Here is a 19,669-nt window from a genome sequence, read left to right as displayed (position 1 = left end):
GCATCGCTCTGGTTTGTGCCGACCAACGGTCGGCACCCACCACACGAGAGCACGCCGGCCCAGGTCGGCATCCACCAATGCCGGCTTTGCTATCCTTTCCGCCCACGCCCGGGAGCTTCCCCGATGCCATCGCTGTCGCCCCGTCGCCCGCTGGTGCTGCTGGCCCTGATCGTCGTGATGGCGGCGATCTTCCTGATCGACACCGTCACCGATTATGCGGTTGCCGCGGCCTGCTTCTATGCAGCGGTCATCCTTGCGGCGTCGCGCGTGCTGGGCGCGCGCGGGCTGATCACCCTGGCCATCGCCTGCATCGCGCTGACCGGGTTGAGCTTCTTCCTGACCCGCTTCGGCACCTACCGCATCGGCCTGGTCAACTCGGTGATCGGCATGCTGGTGATCGGCATCACCACCTACCTCGCCCTGAACATGGAAGCGGCCAAGGCCGCCGTGCAGGAAGCGCAGGGCCGCCTGCTGCGGGTGGCACGCGCCTCCACCGTGGGCGAGCTCACCACCTCCATCGCCCATGAAGTCAACCAGCCACTGGCCGCCATCGCCAGCAGCGCCGAAGCCTGCCAGCGTTGGCTCGCGCAGGATCCACCAAACGTGGACAAGGCCCGGCAGACCGTAGCCCGCATCCTGGCCGACGCGCACCGCGCCGGTGACGTGATCGCCCGCATCCGCGGCCTGACCCAGGGCGCGGCACCGGAACGACGCGCCTTCGACCTGAACCAGGCCGTGGAGGAAATGCTGGCGCTGTCGCGCAGCGAACTGAACCGGCATGGCGTGGCCGTAGCCCTGCTGCTGGACCCCGACCTGCCACAGGTACACGCCGACCGCGTACAGGTGCAGCAGGTGATCGGCAACCTGATCCTCAATGCGGTGGACGCGATGGAGCCAGTCCCTGCCGCAGACCGGCGACTGTCCCTGCTGACCCGGCGTGACGGCCAGCGGGTCAGTCTCAGCGTGCGCGACCGGGGCGTGGGCCTGCCCGCCGATCATCCCGAACGCGTCTTCGATGCATTCTGGACCACCAAGTCACATGGGCTGGGACTGGGCCTCAGCCTGAGCCGTTCGATGATCGAAGCCAACGACGGCCAGATCCGTGCCGAACGACCGGCAGGCGGCGGTGCCTGCTTCGTTTTCGACCTACCCATCGCCACGGACCCCCGCCATGCGTAAACCCGCTGCCCCCACCGCTGATCCGGCACCCATCGTCTATGTGGTCGACGACGATCCGTCGGTGCGCGCGGCGCTGGAAGACCTGCTGGCCTCGATGGGCCTGCAGGTGCGGGCCTTCGCCTCCACCCAGGCCTTCCTCGAACACGACCTGGAGGATGCGCCGGCGTGCCTGGTGCTGGACGTGCGCATGCCCGGCCAGAGTGGGCTGGAGTTCCATCGCACGATGGGCAGCCACGGCCTGCAGCTGCCGGTCGTGTTCATCACCGGCCACGGCGACATCGCGATGGGCGTCAACGCGATCAAGGACGGTGCCATCGAGTTCCTGACCAAGCCCTTCCGTGACCAGGAGCTGCTCGATGCCATCCACAAGGGCATCGAGATCGACCGCCAGCGCCGCCGCGACGGCGAGGCACTCGGCGCGCTGCAACTGCGCTGGGACACCCTCAATGCCGGCGAGCGCGAGGTGGTTGACGGCGTGGCACGCGGCCGCCTCAACAAGCAGATCGCCGCTGACCTCGGCGTCAGCGAGATCACCGTGAAGGTGCGGCGTGCGCAGGTGATGCGCAAGATGGGCGCGCGCACCGTGGTTGACCTGGTACGCATGTACGACCGCCTGCAGGCGGGCACGGCATGAACGCCTACGTCGCCTTGCTGCGCGCGGTCAACGTCGGCGGCACCGGCAAGCTGCCGATGCGCGAACTGGTGGCAATGTGCAAGGACGCCGGCTTTTCCGACACCCGCACCTACATCGCCAGTGGCAACGCGGTATTCCGCAGCGGGCTTGATGAAGCCGCCGTGCGGGAGGCCCTCGCCCGACGGCTGCAGGCCTACGCCGGCAAGCCGGTAGGCGTGCTGGTGCGATCGGCCAGCGAGATCGCCGACGTGGTGGCGCGCAATCCGTTTCCGCAGGCCGCCGGTAACCGTGTGGTGGCATTGTTCCTCGATGCCAGCCTCCCCGCCGATCCGTTGGACGGCGTGACCGGCCGGCGTGATGAACAGCTTGCACTCGGCACGCGCGAGATCTTCGTTCATTACGGTGCTGGCATGGCCGACTCGCGCCTGCGGATGCCCTATGCCCAGCAAGGCACTGCCCGCAACATGAACACGGTGGGCAAGCTTGCAGCGATGGCCGCCGCGCTGGCCTAGCCTGCCAGCATTTCTTGTGCGGCGGTGCTGAAGTCGAGTGTCAATCGACTGCTCAGCGCTTGCGCTCGATGGCGGCTGGAGCGCTTTGCTGACGCAACGGATCACGCCCGCTGCAGGCGACGCTTCAACCGCGTATCCATCAAGCCCACGGCCAGCAGCAACGCACTGGTCAGCCAGCCAGCGGCCAGCAGATGGGTGTGCGGCAAGACCACGCCCAGCACGACCAGCGCCACGGCACCGAACAGATGCGAATACGGGGCGCGCCCGTACACAACGCGCTTGTAGAGGGCGCTGCCAAGCAGGTAGATCAACGGCCCGACGACCAGCACCGTTGCATATACCGGCGTCACCGCCGCTTCCGGGTGATCCATCACCAGGTCGTTGCCCACCGCGGTGGCGATGATGCCGGCGATCAGCAGCGCGTGCACGTAGTGGAAATTGGCGCCCATCCGCCCGGGGTCCTCGGAATGGGTGATCGCCGCAGTGGCGTCGCGGCTGGAAATGCCGAAATACAGCCACCACATGGCAATGGTGCCGGCGAAGGTGGCGAGCACCGCAGACACCACCGCAGCACTCCACTGCTCGACCTCGCTGAGCACGCCACCGGTAGCCAACAGCGTCTCGCCGAGTGCGACGATGACGAACAGCTGGCAACGCTCGGCCAGGTGCCCGCCTTCGATGGTCCACTCGCGGGTGTGCGACCGGCCCAGGCCCGGAAACGCGAAGCCGAACATCGGCGAGATGTATTCGCAGGCCACCGCCACCGCCCACAACGCCAGCCGCAGATTGCCCTCGGCGGCGGCGCCTGCCAGCCAGAAGCAGGCCGACACGCTCACCCACGCCAGCATGCGTCGGAAATTGGGCGCCAACGGATGGCTGCGACCGACCTCCAGCAGCACGAACACCGTGCGCCCGACCTGCATGGTGGCGTACGCCCCCGCGAAGACCCAGGCGCGTTCAGCGAAGGCCTCGGGAATGGACGAGGACATCAGCAGCGCCAGCAACATGGTGACGAACAGCAGGCTGCGGATGCGTGGCGCCTCGGGATCGAACCAGTTGCTGACCCAGCAGGCGTACTGCCAGCCCAGCCAGACCGCGAACCACAGCACCAGCGTCTGCATCACCCCGACCAGGTCCAGGTGATGCAGCAGATGGTGGCTGAGCTGGGTGACCGCGAACACGTAGACCAGGTCGAAGAACAGCTCTTCGTAGGTCACGCGGGCGTGGTGGCCATCGCGCTGGCGTAGGGCGGGCAGCCGCAGTCGTGTGCTCATCGCAATCCTTCAGCGCGCCAGGCGCCAGTAAAGGAACCCGGCCAGCAACGCCGGCGCGGTGAATACCAGCAACAGGATCGGCAGCTCTTCACGCATCGCGTATCCTGCCTTGCTCACGCCCACCCACAGATTGACCACCGTCACCAGCAGCCAGGTGGCGATGAACGCAATCAGGGCCGTGGGCAGCTGTGACTGACCCACGCTCCACAGCCGCCCGAAGAGCAGGAATACCCCCAGCAACAGCACCCCACCCGCCATCACCAGAAGCACGTGCATGGTCCATCCCCTTGAGCCTGCTGGCAGGCTAGCCGCAGCCAATTCTGCGCTCCAGCCCGTGGAGATGGATTCACAATCCATGGCTGGCGAACAATCCTGCGCAGGCCGTGATGGACCTTATCGCAGCCATGAATTATTCGCGAAACGGCCGGCGCGGCCCGCGTGCTAGCTTCATCGGCCCCAGTCCAGACACCTTTCTGCCATGCGCCTCTGCCTGACTACCCTCGCCCTGGCTGCCACGCTTGCCTTTGATGTCACTGCCGCCGACGAACCGCTGCCCCAGCTCCGGGCCTACACGGTGGACAGTTCATGGCTGCAGCCGATGGCACCGCTGCAGATTGCGGACCACACCTGGCAGATCGGCACCGAGGACCTGACCGCGCTACTGGTGCAGACCGCCGACGGTGCGGTGCTGCTTGACGGCGGCATGCCGCAGATGGCCGGTCACCTGCTGGACAACATGAAGGCACGCGGGGTGGCAGCACAGGATCTACGGCTGATCCTGCTCAGCCATGCGCATGCCGACCATGCCGGCCCGGTGGCGGAACTGAAGCGCCGTACCGGTGCGAAAGTGGTGGCCAACGCCGAATCAGCCGTGCTGCTGGCGCGCGGTGGCAGCAACGACCTGCACTTTGGCGACAGCATCACCTTTCCGCCGGTCAGCACCGACCGCATCATCATGGATGGCGAGGGGGTCAACGTGGGCGGCATCGCGTTCACCGCGCACTTCATGCCGGGCCACACCCCCGGCAGCACTGCCTGGACCTGGACCGATACCCGCGATGGCAAGCCGCTGCGCATCGCCTATGCCGACAGCCTGAGCGCGCCGGGCTACCAGCTGCAGGGCAACGCCCGCTATCCGCGCCTGGTCCAGGACTACCGGCGCAGCTTCGCTACGGTGCGCGGCCTGCCCTGCGACCTGTTGCTGACCCCGCATCCGGGCGCCAGCAACTGGAACTATGCCGCTGGCAGCAAGGCCAGCGCCAAGGCACTGACCTGCAACGCCTACGCGGATGCGGCCGAGAAGAAGTTTGACGCCCAGTTGGCCAAGGAAGCGGCCGGGGTCCGCTGATTCTGTAGAGCCGAGCCCATGCTCGGCTTGCCGGCCAAACACAGCCGAGCATAGGCTCGGCTCTACACAAGACGCGTCGGAGAGTGCCGGTCAGGACGACCGGCACCTCCGTCCATCAGCCGCCCCGACCGTGCTGGGCAAACGGCTCGGTGCTGCCGTCAGTGCGCACCAGCTCGACGGTGTACGGCTGCACGTAGCCGTCCGGCATTTCCATGCCCGGCGAACCGGCTGGCATGCCGGGCAGCACCAGCCCGCGCGCGGCCGGGCGTTCGGCCAGCAGGCGCTTGATGTCCTCGGCCGGGATGTGACCCTCGACCACGTAACCGCCGATCTCGGCGGTATGGCAGGAGGCCTTGCCGACCGGCACGCCCAAGCGGACCTTGATCGGGTTCATGTCATCGGTGTCGCGCACATCGACCTGGAAGCCGGCGGCCTTCAGGTGGTCGACCCAGATGCCGCAGCAACCGCAGCTGGCGGTCTTGTGCACGATGGCGACCGGCAAGGCTGGATCGATCTTGGCCGGGCTGGCCTGGGCCGGTGCCACGGAGGATTCTTCGGCGGCACGAGCGCAGGCGGTCGTGGCCAGCACGGTGCCCAGCAGCAGGCCGAGGGAAAGAGTACGGTTCATTGAGTGATTCCTTTGCAGAGGCGGGCAAAGCGCCCCGCCACCCACGCATTGAAGGCGCAGGTAGCGTCGAGAGAAAGTCGAACAGTCATGGCAGGCGCTTGAGGCCTGCAGGAATTCACGCGATGGGGGGACGCAACGGATCCGGCATCAACGGGGGCGCGCGTTGCTGGCTACTGGCTGGAGCGGGCGCCTCGCGCCAAAGGGAGGCTGGTGTCCCGTTCAGCGTTGCCAACATGCCCAAGCATGCCGGCGGGCATTCGCACTGGCCACTCTGGCAAGCCGCCGGACCTGCATCATCGCAACACCCCGCCGAAGCCATCCCGGCCGAGTGCGGTGCCACGCAATGGTCCTGGCTGGCCGGACCGCTGTAGGAAGACGCGGCGAGCGCCAGCGCCGGTGCATTCAGCACCAGGGCAACAAGCAGCATCCATCGCAGTATGAGGCCAGGCAGGTTCACCCGCCGATGATAGCCGATGCACAACTGCACAGCATGGGGTGGCAGCGCCCACGCCCGCCTGGCAGCCACGCTGCCGACTTGCGCGACGGCCCCTGCTATGGCGAGATGGCGATCGTGGCCCACTGCCTTGCCATGCCCCTGTCCCTGACACGGAGTTTCCCCCATGAATGGACTCATGCGAACACTGCTTGTGATGCTGTTGTTGTCGTGCGCGACCATCGCCCACGCCGGTGCATCCGGTGAAGATGAAGCAAGCGAACGCGCCGAAGTCTCCCGGCAGGCAAAGCAACTGCTGGAGAAGCAGGATTTCGCCAGACTGGAGCAACTCGCCAGTCGTTACCGGGATACGGATCGCTACTTCAGCAGTGGTGTCTGGAAGCTTTCGGCGTACTACGTAGGCATCGGCTATGCCTTCAGCATGAGCAACCGTGACCCGGCCTACTGGCAGGGTCGCGAGAAGCTCGTGCAGGCGTGGATCTCGCGCTACCCCAGGTCGCCGTCGGCGCGCCTGGCCATGGCTGAGATGCTCAGCCGCCAAGGCTGGAGCATCCGCGGCCCCGGCTATGCAAATACGGTGAAGGAAGAGGACTGGGCACCGTTCAAGGCGCTGCAGCAGCAGGCCGTTGACTACCTGCTGAAGTACAAGGACATCGCCAGCACGGACCCGTACTGGTACGAGTCGATGGAACACCGGGCGATCGAACAGAGTTGGGATGCAGACCGCTTCTTCGCATTGCATGACGAAGGCATCGCGCGCTACCCGGGCTACTTCCCGCTCTACTTTGCTGCCGTACGCTATTTCGCTCCGAAGTGGGGCGGCGATCCGGCTGGCCTGGAAGCCTATGCTCGCAGGGTCATGGCCGCGGCCCCACCGCAGGACCAATACATGCTGTACGCCCGTATCTACTGGGTCGCCTCGCAGCGGGAGTACGAGGACCGTTTGTTCACCGATTCGAAAGTGAACTGGCCGACCATGAAACGCGGCTTCGAAGACGTGCTGTCACGTTATCCCTCGCCATGGAACCTGCAATCATTCGCGTACTTCGCCTGCCAGGCCAATGATCCCGTCAAGGCCCGTGAACTGCTGGCGCAGATCCAGGAACCGATCGTTGGCGCTTGGCGGGATACGGCCAACTATTTCCGTTGCTCCTTTGCTCTGGATGAACCCAACCCACATGCCGAAGGCCCATAGGACTGGATTCATCCACTGCTATGCGACCGCCGCCATTGCACTCATCCGCACCGGGATCGACTTGGCCGCTGGGGTACCGCTGACCCGATCGTAGTAGTCCAGCGGCAACAACGGGTTCAGTTCGGGGTAGTAGCCGGCCAGCGCGCCGCGCGGCATCGGGTAATCCAGCACGGTCAGGCCTTCGATGCGCCGCTGCACGCCATCACCGCTGATCGTCTCCAGGCTGACCCGCGCTTCCTTGTCCAGCCCGCGCGCCAGCCGGTCCTCGATGTTCATGAACAGCACCATGCGATCGTTGTACACGCCGCGATAGCGGTCGTTGTAGCTGTAGATGGTGGTGTTGTACTGATCGTGCGAGCGCACGGTGGCCAACCGCAGCATGTCCGGATCATGTACGGGATCGTCCACGTCCAGCCCAGGCATCACCAGGATGTTGGCCTTGCCATTCGGCGTGGGCCACACCCGGCGGCGCGGCGGAATGTCCAGATGGAAACCGTGTGGCTGCTGGATGCGCTCGTTGAAGCCGGTGTAGATCTCCGGATACACCGCAGCAATCAGCTCGCGGATGGGTGCGTAGTCGTGCATGCAGCTGGCCCAGTCAACCCTGCTGTCGGGCAGCGTGGCCAGCGCCATGCGGCAGACGATCTCGACCTCGGGCAACACATCGGGGCTCACCGGCTCGAGTACGCCCCGCGAGGCGGTCACATTGGACATCGCGTCTTCAATGGTGACGAACTGCTCGCCGAGCGGCGTGACGATGCGCTCCGAGCGCGCCACCACCGGCAGGATCAGCGCATCGCGGCCATGAACCAGGTGCCCACGGTTGAGCTTGGTGGCGATGCCCACGGTCAGGTCCAGCCCACGCATTGCCTCGTACGCGCGCGGCGTATCGGGCACGGCATGAATGAAGTTGCCACCCAGGCCGATGAACACCCTGGCGCTGCCGTCCAGCATCGCCTCGATGGATTCGACCACATGGTGGCCATACTCGCGCGGCGGGTCGAAACCGAACACCTGCTGCACGCGGTCGAGATAGGCCGGCTTGGGCTTCTCGTCGATGCCGACGGTGCGGTCGCCCTGCACATTGGAATGGCCCCGGATCGGCCCGATGCCAGCACCGGGCTTGCCGAAGTTGCCACGCAGCAACAGCAGGTTGGCGACCTGCTGCAACAGTCGCGAGCCGTACTGGTGCTGGGTCAGCCCCATGCCGTAGCAGATCACGGTGGCATTGGAGCGGATGTAGATCTCAGCACAGCGTCGGATCTGCGCCTGCGAAATGCCGGACACCTGCACGATCTCGTCCCAGTCCTGCGCCATCACGTCGTCACGCAGCGCCTCCAGGCCCACCGTGTGTTCGGCGAGGAATGCATGGTCGAGCACACGCTCACCCTGCGCCTCGCGCTCGAACATCACCTTCATCATGCCCTTGATCAGGGCCAGGTCGCCGCCGATGCGGATGTGCACGAACTCGCTGGTGATCTCGGTCGAACCGAACGTGGCCATCTGCACCATGTCCTGCGGCTCGGCGAAGCGGATCAGCGCGCGCTCGGGCATCGGGTTGACCGCCACGATCGGAATGCCGCGTTTGCGTGCCTCCACCAGGTTGCTCATCATCCGCGGTGAATTGGTGCCGGTGTTCTGCCCGATCACGAAGATCGCCTCGGCATGCTCGAAATCCTGCAGCACGATGGTGCCCTTGCCCACCCCGATGGCTGGCGGCAGGCCACGGCTGGTCGGCTCGTGGCACATGTTCGAGCAGTCCGGGAAATTGTTGGTGCCGAACTCGCGCACGAAGATCGAATACAGGAACGCGGCTTCGTTGGGCGTGCGGCCGGACGTGTAGAACTCGGCCTGGTGCGGGCTGTCCAGCGCCTGCAGGTGGCGGCCGATCAGCGCGAAGGCATCGTCCCAGCTGCACGGCACGTAGTGGTCGGTGGCTGCGTCGTAGCGCATCGGCTCGGTCAGCCGGCCCTGCATCTCCAGCCAGTAGTCGGTTTGCGCCATCAGTTCGGTCACGGTGTACCGGGCGAACAGTTCGCGGCCGGCGCGGAACTGGGTGGCTTCCCAGGCCAGTGCCTTCGCGCCGTTCTCGCAGAACTCGAGCTTCCTGCGTTCGTCAGCGTCAGGGAACGCGCAACTGGGGCACTTGAAGCCGCCGGGCTGGTTCATCGCCAGCAGCGCCTTCGACCCCTTGCCGATCACACTCTGCTGCAGCAGCACCTTGGCGGTGGCACCAGCGGCACCCCAGCCTCCGGCCGGCTGGTTGTAGGGCTTGTAACGCGGCGGTTTCTGCTCGGACATGTTCGGGAACCTTACGGAAGGAACGCGGCAACAATGGGCACATCGCAGTCCGGCGGCGCTTCAATCGCACGGCCAGCCGCACAGTCAAACACGGCCTGCGCGGCTTCGCCAGAGGGTACAGGCTGTTTTAGCGCAGCCTGCCATGACAACGGTTACACCCGCGTCAGCGCATGGCCACTGCGCTATTCTCGATGCCGTGGGTGGTCCACCACCTGCGTATCTCCCTAGCCCGGACGCGCTGCATGCCTGATTCGCCCCCACCGCACACCCCGCCTGCCGGCACGGCCCAGCGTCCGTTGCAGCGCTGGCGCGGCGAGGGGCGACAGCCGCTGGTCGACGTGGTCGCTGAGGAAGTGCCGGTCGCACTGCGTTACAACGACGCCGCCTTCGCGGTGATGATGGCCACGCCCTGCGACCTGGAGGACTTTGCGCTCGGGTTCTCGCTCAGTGAGGGACTGATTGCTGCGCCCTCGCAGCTGCTGTCGATCGACATCCGCCCGCAGCTGGAAGGCATCGAACTGCAGATGACCGTGGCCGAGGAGGCACCCGGTGCCGGCCTGGCCCCCGCCGATGGGCGCCTGCTGCCCGGCCGTGGTGGCTGCGGCCTGTGCGGCACGCGCCAGCTGGAAGAAGCGCTGCGCCCACTCCCGCAAATCCGCGAGCGACGCAGCTATTCCGCCGCCGCCCTGCAGCGGGCGTTGGCCACCTTGGCCCAGCACCAGCCGATGAATGCGGTGACTGGCTCCATCCACGCCGCGGCCTGGGCCGATGCCAAGGGGCGCATTGGCTGGGTGCGCGAAGACGTCGGCCGCCACAACGCGCTGGACAAGCTGATCGGCGCCCTGCATCACAACGAACACGCCATTGAAGGTGGCCTGCTGGTGATCTCCAGCCGGGCCAGCTACGAAATGGTCAGCAAGGCGGTACGCGCCGGTGCCAGCGTGCTCGCGGCGGTGTCGGCGCCGACCGCGCTGGCGATCGACCTGGCCCGCAGCGCCGGCCTGTGCCTGGTCGGGTTCGCGCGGGAGAGCGGGTTCAATGTCTATACCCATCCCGAACGGCTGCGGGCAGACGACCTTTAGTAGGGCCGCCCCCCATCTGCACCCTTCGGAGCGGCCCGGGCGACCACTGCCACCCGGGCCAGGCCACATCTCAGCGCAGCGCGACCTTCGGGAAGTCCACCGGCACGTCGAACGCTACGTTGACGTAGTTGGTGAACAGGTTGAGCGCGACGTGGGCGAGGATCTCAACGATCTGCTCATCATCGAAGCCAGCCGCACGCAGCGCCTGCACGTCGCCATCGGCAATCTGCGCTCGTTGCTCGACCACCTTCAGCGCGAAGTCCAGTGCAGCGGTGGTAGCCGGGTCGCTGGACTGGCCGATCTGCGCGGCGGCCATCTGCTCGCCGCTGGCGCCGGCCTTGCGGCCCAGCGCGGTGTGCGCGGCGAGGCAGTACTCGCAGGCATTGCGGTTGGCGATGGCCACGGCGATCTGCTCGCCCAGCAGCGGCGACAGGCGACCGCCGCCCAGCGCGCCGAACGAACCCCACATGCTCTGCAGGGCAGCCGGCGAGTTGGCCACGGCGCGGAACATGGCCGGGGTGGCGCCGAAGGCGGCGTGGACCTGGCCCAGCAGGGCCTGACGGTCGGCGGTGGTGTTGGCGGCATCGATCAGGGGGACACGGGACATGGTGGATCTCCTTGGGAAAGCGCCCGGGATTGGACGACCCGCTCATCCTAGGTAGACTCCCTGGACGAATCAGGCGCAATAAACCACACATGTTGTCCATTCATCCATGAGCGTGTCCGCCGACGCTTCCACACCCGACCGCCTCTCCTCCCTGCTGGAACGCTTCCGGGTGCAGGCGGCGCTGTTCCACACTGGCCCGCTGTGCGGGCAGCATGTCTTCGAGCCGCAGCCCGGTCGTGCGTTCTTGCATATCCTGCGCCAGGGTGAGATGGAGGTCCGTCATCCCGAGGGCGATATAGCGCTGCCCCGGCTGAAGATCGACACACCCAGCCTGCTGCTCTACCCCCAGCCGCTGCACCATGTGTTCTTCAACGCGCCGCTGGATGGCCCGGATTTCACCTGCGCCACGCTGGATTTCGATGGCGGCGCGCGCAATCCGATCGTGCAGTCGCTGCCACCGGTGATGGTGGTGCCGCTGGCGGCGATCGGCGAACTGGATGACACCCTGCACCTGCTGTTCGCCGAGGCCGATCGCCAGCGCTGCGGTTCCCGGCTACTGACCAACCGCCTGTTCGAGGTGGCGCTGATCCAGATCCTGCGCTGGGTGGTGGACCACCCGGATGCGGCGGGCGTTAGCCATGGGCTGATGCGCGGGCTGTCCGATGCGCGGCTGGCACGCACGCTGGTGGCGATGCACCAGGCACCGCAGGACGAATGGACGCTGCCGCGCATGGCCGCGACCGCCGGCATGTCGCGCAGCGCGTTCGCGGCCGTGTTCAAGGACGTGATGCAGGCAACGCCAGCCAGCTACCTGCTGGACTGGCGGCTGAGCCTGGCCTGCGCGCAGCTGCGGGCAGGCGTGGCGGTCAAGCAGGTGGCGATCGAGGTGGGGTTTGCCGATACCGCCTCGCTGTCGAAGGCGTTCCGAAAGCGATTGGGGGTATCGCCGAGGGCGTGGCTGGCCGCGAGCGCCGCGCAGGCTGGGCAGACGCGCGAGCGGTAGAGTCGACTGTCAGTCGACTAGCGCGCGAAGCGCGGGGTTTTCGTTGTCTGACCGAAGGGCAGTCGACTGACAGTCGACTCTACCGAAGCGCATTTTCGTGGCCTGACCGAAGGGCAGCCGACCAGCGGTCGGCTCTACCACGGGCGATGTCTGCGCGCCGGCGGGCCGCTCAACTGGACGTTCCGTCATTCTCGCTGTCGAAGGCGTTCCGCAAGCGGCTGCGGGCCAGGCTGGGCAGACGCGCGAGCGGTAGCGTCGACTGTCAGTCGACTATCGCGCGAAGCGCGGGGTTTCGTTGTCTGAGCGAAGAGCAGTCGACTAACAGTCGACTCTACAAGTGCGGTGATCCGTCAGACTTCGCCAGCAGCCCGGCGATGCGCTCGGCAACACGGGCGCGCACGCCTGCATCCAGCTGGCCCTGGTACATCGCCTCGTAGATCCACAGGCCATCGGCGGCCAGCCGCGCCACGAAATTGTCGAGCGCAGTTGCATCGTCGCTGCCGGCCTCGGGTGCGGAAGGTGCCCAGCGTCGCACCGCAGGCCCCCACGGACGCTCTTCGGCGTCCGGGTCGGCCGATTCCAGCATGAACATCAGTTCGGCACGGGTGGCGCTCTGCGCCGAGACGCGCACGAAGGTCTGGTAGCGCTCCAGTGCCGTCGCCTCATCCGCGCGCTTGCCCAGCAACGCTTCCATCGACGTCTCCCAGGCCTGCACCAGGTGCTCGTCGATGCCGCGCAGCAGCGCCTCGCGCGATGGGAAGTGGTACAGCAGGCCGCCGCGGGTCAGCTTGGCCTCGGCCGCCACCGACTCGAAGGTGACCGCACGCACGCCGTAACGATTGATCACGTTGACGGCGGCGTCGAGGATGCGGTCGCGCTTGCTGGTTCTCATTGCCTCATTTTACGCGATCGGCCGCACCCTCGCGGCTGCCTCCGCGGCCGCGCAGCAGGCGCGCCAGGATCGTCGCGCCCAGCGCCAGCACCGCCGTGATCACCAGCAGCACGATCTGGTAGCCACGGTCATACGCCGCCGCAGTCAATGCGAACCACTCGCCCTGCCCGCTCTCGCGCGCGGCATGCAGCGCCTGGGTGAAGCCTTCACGGGCCAGTGCCGGCATGTCTGCCGAGACCGGCAGGAACGCGCTGTACATCGCGGCGCTCAGGCTGCCCAGCATCGCCACCGCCAGCAGGCCGCCGAACTCATAGGACACCTCTTCCACCGAAGAGGCCATGCCCGCGCGGTGTGCCGGCACATTGTTGAGGATGGCGGTGGACGCTACCGAGATGGCCGCGCCCATGCCGAAGCCGGTGATCGCCATGCCCGCGACCACCCAACCGAGGCCGTGCGGGAAGCCGAAGGCCACCACGCCCACACCCAGCGCACCCGCAGCCAGGCCACCACAGATCAGCGGGCGCAGGCCCACCCGGTGCAGGATGCTGCCGCCCAGCAGCGCGCTCGGAAGGCTGCCCAGTGCCGCCACCGACACCAGCAGGCCCGCCTGCAGCGGCGTGAAGCCTGCCACCAGCTGGAAGCGCTGGGTGGTGACCAGCTGCAGGCCGGCCATCGCGAACAGGGTGAACACCGCCGACAGCGTGCCGGCCAGGAACGCCGGGTTGCGGAAGATCGCGAAGTCCAGCAGCGGGTACGGCAGCTGTTGCTGGCGGCGCGCGAACGCCGCGCCGCTGATGACGGCCAACAGCAGCGCGCCCGCGCCCAGCGCATACGACGGCGGCGTAGCGATCAGCGACTTGATCGCCAGCACCAGGCCGGACAGTGCCGCCAATGCCAGCACCGAGGACGCAAGGTCCCATGGCCGCGAGGTGTCGCGCTGGCCTTCCGGCGCCAACAGCAGCGTGGCCACGAACGCGACCACCACCACCGGCACGTTGATCAGGAACACCGAGCCCCACCAGAAGTGCTGCAGCAGCCAGCCGCCAATGATCGGTCCGAGCGCCGCGCCGACGATGGCCACCGAACCCCAGATCGCGATGGCGATGTTGCGTTCGCGCTCTTCGTGGAAGCTCAGGCCGATCAACGCCAACGTGGCCGGCATCATCGCTGCGGCACCGACCGCCAGGAACGCGCGTGCGGCAATCAGCTGCGCTGCGCTGTCGGCGAACGCCGCTGCCAGCGAGGCGCCGCCGAACACCACCAGGCCGATCAGGAACATGCGGCGGTGGCCGATGCGGTCGCCCAGCGTGCCCGCGCCGAGCAGCAGGCCGGCCATCACCAGCGGGTAGGCGTTGATGATCCACAGCGCCTGGCCGGCACTGGCCGAGAGTTCCTCGGTCAGCGTCGGCAGTGCGGTGTAGAGCACGGAGTTGTCGAGCGTAACCAGCAGCAGGCCAGCGGCGACGGTGAACAACAGTGCCCAGCGGCGGGCACGCGACAGGGCCGGAGCACCGGCCAGGGGCTGGGACAAAGCCATGGGAGAACCTGGTGGGGTGGAGTACGGTCATAACTATACAGGATGTCCTGTATAGTTATGGCCTTCAAAGCCCACCGATTCAGCTTTTGTAGAGGCGGGCTTGCTCGACTGCACCGGCAGCCAGGCATGGCCTGGCTCTACTGATGAACGTCTACCGGCAGTCTTCCGGCAACGCGGCGATGGCCGATACCACGGCCGCCTGCATGCCCCGCCCCACGGCGGCGTCCAGTTCGCCGCCGATGCCCCCATGTTGGCGCCGTAGTTCGTCCTCGCACAGGCCGCGCACGCGCGCACGGGCATTTGCGCGCAGGCTGCTGCATCGCCAGTCGGTGCCACCCAGCGGCAGCACCGAATACACCACGCTGTTGCAGGCATTGCCGGCGCGCTGCTGCAACGGCAGTCCACCGAAATCCCGCGGTTCACTGCCGCGCTGCGGGTCGAAGTAGCTGTCCGGGAACGTGCGCGCGTACTGTTCGATGTCCACGGCCATGCGGCGCCCACCGGCCAACGGCATCTGCAGCGTCTGCCCGCACGGCGTCGCGTCGGCGCGATGCTGGATGTACTGGTAGATCGGCCGGTCCAGCGATAGGTCCTGCTGGGTCACCGCGCTGACTGCCGCCAGCACCGGCAGCGATGCACGATTGGCCATGCGCGCCAGCAGCCCCGCCTGCGCCGGCTGGCAGCGGTCGCGCAATGTTGCCGCGAGCAGGAAGAGCACGTCGTTGCGAAACGCGGGGTCATCACCCAGGCGCTGTTCGATACGCTGGCTGGCATCGGACGCCGGTGCCGGAAACGCGACCGCCGGCGGCGCGGTGGGTGCGCGCTGCCGCTGCCACCACACCAGCAGCACCACCGCGCCCACGATCAGCCCGGCAGCCATGATCCATCGCCTGCGCATCAGTTGCGGATCGCCGTCAGCGTGGCTGCCGCGGCATCGTAGGACGCGCTGGCGATGTCCGCGTCAAAACGCTTCACCTGCAGGCGGCCGGCAAGCCGGTACGGATCCCACAGATCGCCCAGCGCGATCGGTGTCGCCAGGGTCACGTGGATGATCTGGTTCGGTGGTGGTGGCGGCACGTGGATGCACGCGCCGTAGAACGGCACGAACAGCAGTTCATCCACCAATCCTGCATCGTTGGTACCGAGCGGTACCACGTAGCCATCCAGATCCGCCGCGCGACCATCGACAGCATCGACCACCCGCGAAGAGCCGAACTGCTTGGCACGATCCGGGCTGGAATGGTCGATCTCCAGCCCCGGTGGCGTGCCCGAGCCGGTGTCGTCGATCAGGCCACCCACGCCGTCCATGCCATTGCGCGACGGGCCGATCTGCGGCGGCGGGCGCTGGTAGGTCACTTCGTCGGGTCGCAACGCGTCCCAACGGTCGATGGGGGCTTCGGCCGTGGCGGAGGGCGCCGGTTTGTCCTGCGGCGTGACCACCACGGCATCGCCGCCCGGCGCGGTACAGCCCGCCAACCACAGGCATCCCAACGCCAGCAACAGGTGACTACGGTTCATACGGCCTCAGCTGTGCGTCACGCATGGTGTAGGCCGAACCGGCCAGATCGTCGTCCAACCGTTCGGCACGCAGGGTGCCGGCCAGGAAGAACGGCGAATACATGTCAGGCATGTCGATCGGGCGCGGCAGCACCACGTGTACGATCTGGTTCGGCGGCGGTGGTGGCACGTGGATGCAGGCGCCGTAGTACGGCACGAACAGGAATTCGGTCAGCCGCCCGTTCTGCGCGTTGGCCAGTGGTACCACGTAGCCCGGCAGGCGCACCGGTCGCTGCAGCACCGTGTCCACCGTGCGGAAGGTACCGAACTGCGGCATGCGCCGGTTGCCGTTGTGCTCGACCTCTGGGCCCTCGCCCCGCTCCAGCGCGGCCAGCTCGTCCTTGGGCATCATCTGCAACCAGTCCAGCTCCTGCTCCACAGCGCCTGCAGGGTCATCGCGGTCGACGACCGGCGAGGGTGGCAGGGCCTGTACGCCGGTATCCACCGGCCGCTCACAGGCGGCCAGCGCCAGCACCATTGCCACTACCCGCATCCATCGCATGCTCAGCCTCCCGGTGAAAGGCCATCGGCCAAGGTGCGCCGGTAAGCGAGCAACGCCGGGACCAGCCCGGCTACGGCGCTGATCAGCAGCACGCCCGCAGCCCATGCCAGTTCACGGCCATCCGGCCAGACATGGGTGATCGACAGACCGAAGGTGGCCAGTACCCAGCCGCGCCCGGCAATGCTGGCGACCACCAGCAGCGACAGGGCCAGCACGCAGGCCACCGCACTGGTCGCCACCGCCTCCACCACGAGCAGGCCAGCGATGTAGCCCGGTCGCGCACCGGTGGCACGCAGGATGGCCATCTCGCGCCGCCGCTCCTGCAGGGTGGAGACCAGCAGCGCCACCAGCGAGACCATGCCCAGCAGCACCACCATTGCACTGATCAGCTGCAGGGCTCGCTCGGCGGTGCCCAGCGACTGCCACAGCTGCTGTAGGGTCACGCCGGGCAGGATCGCCAGCATCGCCTCGTCCGGATACTCGTTGATCCTGCGCTGTACCGAGAACGTGGAGATGCGCGAGTTCAGGCCGAGCATGAAGGCGGTGATGCTGGTCGGGGTCAGGTCCAGGTGGCGCGCCTGCTCGGCGCTGACGCTCTGGCTGCGCAGCTGCACGCCCGATCGCCAGTCAACATGGATCGCCTCGATGGCCGGCAGCGAGACCAGCAGCGACGAATCCACCGGCGTGCCGGTGCGCTGCAGGATGCCGGCAACGCGGAACGGCTTGTCGGCATGCGTGGCCAGCGTGACCGCGCCGGTGCCGTGCGCCAGCACGATCTCGTCGCCGAGGCCGACCTTCTGCGCGCGAGCCACCTCCGCGCCGATCACCGCGTCATACAGATCATCGAAGGGCCGCCCCTGTGCAAAGGCCAGCGCGTGGCCGGAACCATAACGATAGTGTTCAAAGTAGCCGCCAGTGGTACCCACTACCCGGTAGCCGCGCCAGGAATCGCCCAGCGACAACGGCACCGACCACTTCACCTGCGGCAATGCGGACAGCTCCTGGTAGGACTGCCAGGACACGTTGTTGGTCGGGTCGCCGATATGGAACACCGAATACAGCAGCAGGTTCACCGGTCCCGAACGCGCACCGACGATCAGATCGGTGCCCGATACGGTGCTGGCAAACCCCTCGTGCGCCTGCGTGCGTACACGCTCGACGCCCAGCAGCAGCACCACGCTGAGGGTGATGACCAGCACGGTCAGGCCCACGCTCAACGCACGGCTGCGCAGGCTGGCCCAGGCAAGCTCAAGCATGGCCGGCACCTGCCTGGTTGATCTGAGACAGGGCAATCGTGCGGTCGAACAACCGCTCCAGGCTGTCGTCATGGCTGACCACCAGCACCGTGGTGCCGGCCGCCTGGCACTGCGCAGACATCAGCTGCAGGAACGCGGTGGCCGCGTCGCGATCGAGCGCCGAGGTTGGCTCATCTGCCAGCAGCAACGCCGGGCGGCCGATCAGGGCGCGTGCCGCCGCCACGCGCTGCTGCTGGCCAACGCTGAGTGTGCCTGCGCGCCGCTGCATCAGCGCCGGGTCCAGCTGCAGGGCCTGCAGCAGGCGGGCGATCTCGGCATCCACCGGGCCGCTGATGCGCGCGCTGCGCACGCGGGAGAAGCGCAGGCCCAGCGCGATGTTGTCGCGCACGCTCAGAAACGGCAGCAGGTTGAACTGCTGGAAGATCACACCCAGGTGATCGGCGCGGAAGCGGTCGCGCGCGGCGCCGCGCATCGCCTGCAGCGCGTGGCCGGCGACCTCGACGCTGCCCTTGCCGGGCAGCAACACGCCCGCCAGCAGGCCCAGCAGCGTGCTCTTCCCGCCACCGCTGATTCCGCGCAGCAGCACACTGCTGCCCTGCTCGATCCACAGCCGCGGCACATCCAGCACCAGGCGCCGGCCATAGCCGAACTGCACGCCATCCAGCGCGATCACCGGTTGCAGGCTCACGGTGCCAGCACCACGCGCAGATTGTCCGCAGTCAACACGCTGCGGTTCTGGCCACGTCCGGTGGCGCTGTTGACGATCACTTCGTGCAGGCCCGGGAACAGTGCGGGCAGGCGCACGACCATGGCCCGCAGCTCGGCCGGCCTGGCGCAGTGGTACTGCAGCGTTGCGCTGAACCCGGCGTGCCGGTGCTGGCCTGGCGGCGGCGCGGCAGCCGACGCATCGAAGCCCTCGGCCTTGGCATCGTTGCCGGAAAGGCGGCAGCCCGCCGCGGTAGGCAGGGTGACCCAGCTGCCCCCCTTCAACAGCGCAGTCGCTCGCGCCAGCGCAGCCTGCTCTGCCGCATCGGCCGGCGGCCGCTCGAAATCGAGCATGCCGATGCCGGGGGCCTGCAGGGCGAACTCCAGCGTCTGCTGGTCAAGCGCAACATCGACGGTGGCCTGGCCGTGCACATGCGCACCCAACTGGCGGACGTCATGGGCCTGTGCGGCGCTGGCAGCCAGCAGCAGGAATAGAAGAGCAGGAAGCTTCATGGGGGAGTCTCCAATTGTTACTATGTAACATTATGGACCATATCCCCACGACGCCCGCAAGGGCCCTGGCCCAGCCGCCAACTTCGGCACGCTGGCACCCCCGCTTCGATCTTGCCGGTGCCTGGCTGTCCCTGGCCTGCGCCGCCCACTGCATCGCCCTGCCCCTGCTGCTGGCCTTCGTGCCGGCAGCGATGATGGCGCTGCGCTCGTTCCAGCATCCCGGCCATGGCGCGATGACATTGCTGCTGATGATGTCGCGCTGGGAGTGGCTGTTCGCGCTGCTGGCCTCCTCGCTGGCCTTGGCGAGCACCTCGGCCGGGGTGCACCGGCACGGGCGCTGGCAGCCCCTGCGGCTGGCCTGCGCCGGCGCCATCCTGCTGCTGTCGGCCTCTCTGTATCTGCCGCTGAAGGAATCGCTGCTCTGGCATGGCGTGGCGACAGCCAGTGGTGGCGCGCTGCTGGCGTTCGCTCACATCGGCAATCGGCGCGC

Annotated in this window: 21 protein-coding genes; 8 read left to right on the top strand and 13 right to left on the bottom strand. The window is 67.3% G+C overall.

Annotated features, from left to right (window positions below; genetic code table 11):
* Positions 1-123: 123 nt before the first annotated feature.
* The 3 genes from N5C25_RS17305 to N5C25_RS17295 are packed head-to-tail and all read left to right on the top strand — an operon-like array spanning position 124 to position 2,325.
* Complete coding sequence (locus N5C25_RS17305; RefSeq protein WP_279937427.1) at positions 124-1,179, top strand: ATP-binding protein; 1,056 nt, start codon at positions 124-126, stop codon at positions 1,177-1,179.
* The gene (locus N5C25_RS17300; protein ID WP_279937426.1) at positions 1,172-1,813 is read left to right on the top strand and encodes a response regulator; all 642 of its coding nucleotides are present in this window, start codon (positions 1,172-1,174) and stop codon (positions 1,811-1,813) included. The genes N5C25_RS17305 and N5C25_RS17300 overlap by 8 nt, the downstream gene beginning before the upstream one ends.
* Positions 1,810-2,325 (top strand): DUF1697 domain-containing protein, encoded by a 516-nt coding sequence (locus tag N5C25_RS17295; protein ID WP_262213748.1) that lies wholly within the window; start codon positions 1,810-1,812, stop codon positions 2,323-2,325. Before N5C25_RS17300 ends, N5C25_RS17295 begins: the two co-directional genes overlap by 4 nt.
* Positions 2,326-2,426: 101 nt before the next feature.
* Here the strand turns inward: N5C25_RS17295 and N5C25_RS17290 are convergent, their stop codons facing one another.
* Together N5C25_RS17290 and N5C25_RS17285 are read right to left on the bottom strand one after the other, a co-directional pair.
* A complete protein-coding gene (locus N5C25_RS17290) occupies positions 2,427-3,599 on the bottom strand; it encodes a low temperature requirement protein A (RefSeq protein WP_279937424.1) in 1,173 nt (390 codons plus the stop codon).
* Positions 3,600-3,608: 9 nt separating this feature from the next.
* A complete protein-coding gene (locus N5C25_RS17285) occupies positions 3,609-3,875 on the bottom strand; it encodes a hypothetical protein (RefSeq protein ID WP_279937423.1) in 267 nt (88 codons plus the stop codon).
* A gap of 202 nt (positions 3,876-4,077) precedes the next feature.
* On the opposite strand from N5C25_RS17285, the gene blaL1 reads away from it, so the two are divergent.
* A complete protein-coding gene (blaL1, locus tag N5C25_RS17280; RefSeq protein WP_279937422.1) occupies positions 4,078-4,947 on the top strand; it encodes a L1 family subclass B3 metallo-beta-lactamase in 870 nt (289 codons plus the stop codon).
* Positions 4,948-5,062: 115 nt separating this feature from the next.
* On the opposite strand, the gene N5C25_RS17275 is transcribed toward blaL1, so the two are convergent.
* Complete coding sequence (locus tag N5C25_RS17275) at positions 5,063-5,575, bottom strand: DUF411 domain-containing protein (RefSeq protein WP_279937421.1); 513 nt, start codon at positions 5,573-5,575, stop codon at positions 5,063-5,065.
* A 632-nt stretch (positions 5,576-6,207) separates the two neighbouring features.
* On the opposite strand from N5C25_RS17275, the gene N5C25_RS17270 reads away from it, so the two are divergent.
* The gene (locus N5C25_RS17270; protein ID WP_279937420.1) at positions 6,208-7,224 is read left to right on the top strand and encodes a DUF4034 domain-containing protein; all 1,017 of its coding nucleotides are present in this window, start codon (positions 6,208-6,210) and stop codon (positions 7,222-7,224) included.
* Positions 7,225-7,242: 18 nt separating this feature from the next.
* Here the strand turns inward: N5C25_RS17270 and N5C25_RS17265 are convergent, their stop codons facing one another.
* A complete protein-coding gene (locus N5C25_RS17265) occupies positions 7,243-9,525 on the bottom strand; it encodes an FdhF/YdeP family oxidoreductase (RefSeq protein ID WP_279937419.1) in 2,283 nt (760 codons plus the stop codon).
* A gap of 242 nt (positions 9,526-9,767) precedes the next feature.
* Here N5C25_RS17265 and fdhD point away from each other — a divergent pair, with 242 nt between their 5' ends.
* Positions 9,768-10,607, top strand: coding sequence for a formate dehydrogenase accessory sulfurtransferase FdhD (gene fdhD / locus N5C25_RS17260; RefSeq protein WP_251103250.1), 840 nt, complete (start codon positions 9,768-9,770; stop codon positions 10,605-10,607).
* Between the two features lie 70 nt (positions 10,608-10,677).
* Here fdhD and N5C25_RS17255 read toward each other — a convergent pair whose 3' ends face one another.
* Positions 10,678-11,214 (bottom strand): peroxidase-related enzyme, encoded by a 537-nt coding sequence (locus N5C25_RS17255; protein WP_058982812.1) that lies wholly within the window; start codon positions 11,212-11,214, stop codon positions 10,678-10,680.
* 106 nt (positions 11,215-11,320) lie between these two features.
* On the opposite strand from N5C25_RS17255, the gene N5C25_RS17250 reads away from it, so the two are divergent.
* Positions 11,321-12,217 carry an AraC family transcriptional regulator gene (locus N5C25_RS17250; protein ID WP_279937418.1) on the top strand — a complete coding sequence of 299 codons (897 nt, stop codon included), beginning with the start codon at positions 11,321-11,323 and terminating at the stop codon, positions 12,215-12,217.
* A gap of 331 nt (positions 12,218-12,548) precedes the next feature.
* Here N5C25_RS17250 and N5C25_RS17245 read toward each other — a convergent pair whose 3' ends face one another.
* The 8 genes from N5C25_RS17245 to N5C25_RS17210 all read right to left on the bottom strand — a co-directional run bounded on the left by N5C25_RS17245 (position 12,549) and on the right by N5C25_RS17210 (position 19,179).
* The gene (locus tag N5C25_RS17245; RefSeq protein WP_262213755.1) at positions 12,549-13,109 is read right to left on the bottom strand and encodes a TetR/AcrR family transcriptional regulator; all 561 of its coding nucleotides are present in this window, start codon (positions 13,107-13,109) and stop codon (positions 12,549-12,551) included.
* Positions 13,110-13,113: 4 nt separating this feature from the next.
* Positions 13,114-14,646 (bottom strand): MFS transporter, encoded by a 1,533-nt coding sequence (locus N5C25_RS17240; protein ID WP_279937417.1) that lies wholly within the window; start codon positions 14,644-14,646, stop codon positions 13,114-13,116.
* Positions 14,647-14,797: 151 nt separating this feature from the next.
* Positions 14,798-15,544 (bottom strand): hypothetical protein, encoded by a 747-nt coding sequence (locus N5C25_RS17235; RefSeq protein ID WP_279937415.1) that lies wholly within the window; start codon positions 15,542-15,544, stop codon positions 14,798-14,800.
* Positions 15,544-16,164, bottom strand: coding sequence for a DUF3299 domain-containing protein (locus N5C25_RS17230; RefSeq protein WP_058982801.1), 621 nt, complete (start codon positions 16,162-16,164; stop codon positions 15,544-15,546). Before N5C25_RS17230 ends, N5C25_RS17235 begins: the two co-directional genes overlap by 1 nt.
* The gene (locus tag N5C25_RS17225; RefSeq protein ID WP_251103245.1) at positions 16,154-16,705 is read right to left on the bottom strand and encodes a DUF3299 domain-containing protein; all 552 of its coding nucleotides are present in this window, start codon (positions 16,703-16,705) and stop codon (positions 16,154-16,156) included. Before N5C25_RS17225 ends, N5C25_RS17230 begins: the two co-directional genes overlap by 11 nt.
* Before the next feature lie 2 nt (positions 16,706-16,707).
* A complete protein-coding gene (locus N5C25_RS17220; protein ID WP_251103244.1) occupies positions 16,708-17,961 on the bottom strand; it encodes an ABC transporter permease in 1,254 nt (417 codons plus the stop codon).
* Positions 17,954-18,649, bottom strand: coding sequence for an ATP-binding cassette domain-containing protein (locus N5C25_RS17215; protein ID WP_279937411.1), 696 nt, complete (start codon positions 18,647-18,649; stop codon positions 17,954-17,956). The genes N5C25_RS17220 and N5C25_RS17215 overlap by 8 nt, the downstream gene beginning before the upstream one ends.
* Entirely contained in the window at positions 18,646-19,179 is a 534-nt protein-coding gene (locus N5C25_RS17210; protein ID WP_279937408.1) for a DUF2796 domain-containing protein, read from the bottom strand. Before N5C25_RS17210 ends, N5C25_RS17215 begins: the two co-directional genes overlap by 4 nt.
* Before the next feature lie 32 nt (positions 19,180-19,211).
* Between N5C25_RS17210 and N5C25_RS17205 the strand changes: the two genes are divergently transcribed.
* A partial coding sequence (locus N5C25_RS17205) for a MerC domain-containing protein (RefSeq protein ID WP_279937407.1) occupies positions 19,212-19,669 on the top strand: 458 nt, incomplete at its 3' end.

The sequence above is a fragment of the Stenotrophomonas sp. GD03958 genome, assembly GCF_029839005.1.
GTDB lineage: Bacteria > Pseudomonadota > Gammaproteobacteria > Xanthomonadales > Xanthomonadaceae > Stenotrophomonas > Stenotrophomonas hibiscicola.
The sequence above is the reverse complement of the archived record's forward strand: the minus strand, read 5'-3'. Positions and strand labels throughout refer to the sequence as shown.

Coding starts and splice junctions, on each gene's coding strand:
- N5C25_RS17305 (WP_279937427.1), top strand. CDS start 124: ATGCCATCGCTGTCGCCCCGTCGCCCGCTGGTGCTGCTGGCCCTGATC.
- N5C25_RS17300 (WP_279937426.1), top strand. CDS start 1,172: ATGCGTAAACCCGCTGCCCCCACCGCTGATCCGGCACCCATCGTCTAT.
- N5C25_RS17295 (WP_262213748.1), top strand. CDS start 1,810: ATGAACGCCTACGTCGCCTTGCTGCGCGCGGTCAACGTCGGCGGCACC.
- N5C25_RS17290 (WP_279937424.1), bottom strand. CDS start 3,599: ATGAGCACACGACTGCGGCTGCCCGCCCTACGCCAGCGCGATGGCCAC.
- N5C25_RS17285 (WP_279937423.1), bottom strand. CDS start 3,875: ATGCACGTGCTTCTGGTGATGGCGGGTGGGGTGCTGTTGCTGGGGGTA.
- blaL1 (WP_279937422.1), top strand. CDS start 4,078: ATGCGCCTCTGCCTGACTACCCTCGCCCTGGCTGCCACGCTTGCCTTT.
- N5C25_RS17275 (WP_279937421.1), bottom strand. CDS start 5,575: ATGAACCGTACTCTTTCCCTCGGCCTGCTGCTGGGCACCGTGCTGGCC.
- N5C25_RS17270 (WP_279937420.1), top strand. CDS start 6,208: ATGCGAACACTGCTTGTGATGCTGTTGTTGTCGTGCGCGACCATCGCC.
- N5C25_RS17265 (WP_279937419.1), bottom strand. CDS start 9,525: ATGTCCGAGCAGAAACCGCCGCGTTACAAGCCCTACAACCAGCCGGCC.
- fdhD (WP_251103250.1), top strand. CDS start 9,768: ATGCCTGATTCGCCCCCACCGCACACCCCGCCTGCCGGCACGGCCCAG.
- N5C25_RS17255 (WP_058982812.1), bottom strand. CDS start 11,214: ATGTCCCGTGTCCCCCTGATCGATGCCGCCAACACCACCGCCGACCGT.
- N5C25_RS17250 (WP_279937418.1), top strand. CDS start 11,321: ATGAGCGTGTCCGCCGACGCTTCCACACCCGACCGCCTCTCCTCCCTG.
- N5C25_RS17245 (WP_262213755.1), bottom strand. CDS start 13,109: ATGAGAACCAGCAAGCGCGACCGCATCCTCGACGCCGCCGTCAACGTG.
- N5C25_RS17240 (WP_279937417.1), bottom strand. CDS start 14,646: ATGGCTTTGTCCCAGCCCCTGGCCGGTGCTCCGGCCCTGTCGCGTGCC.
- N5C25_RS17235 (WP_279937415.1), bottom strand. CDS start 15,544: ATGCGCAGGCGATGGATCATGGCTGCCGGGCTGATCGTGGGCGCGGTG.
- N5C25_RS17230 (WP_058982801.1), bottom strand. CDS start 16,164: ATGAACCGTAGTCACCTGTTGCTGGCGTTGGGATGCCTGTGGTTGGCG.
- N5C25_RS17225 (WP_251103245.1), bottom strand. CDS start 16,705: ATGCGATGGATGCGGGTAGTGGCAATGGTGCTGGCGCTGGCCGCCTGT.
- N5C25_RS17220 (WP_251103244.1), bottom strand. CDS start 17,961: ATGCTTGAGCTTGCCTGGGCCAGCCTGCGCAGCCGTGCGTTGAGCGTG.
- N5C25_RS17210 (WP_279937408.1), bottom strand. CDS start 19,179: ATGAAGCTTCCTGCTCTTCTATTCCTGCTGCTGGCTGCCAGCGCCGCA.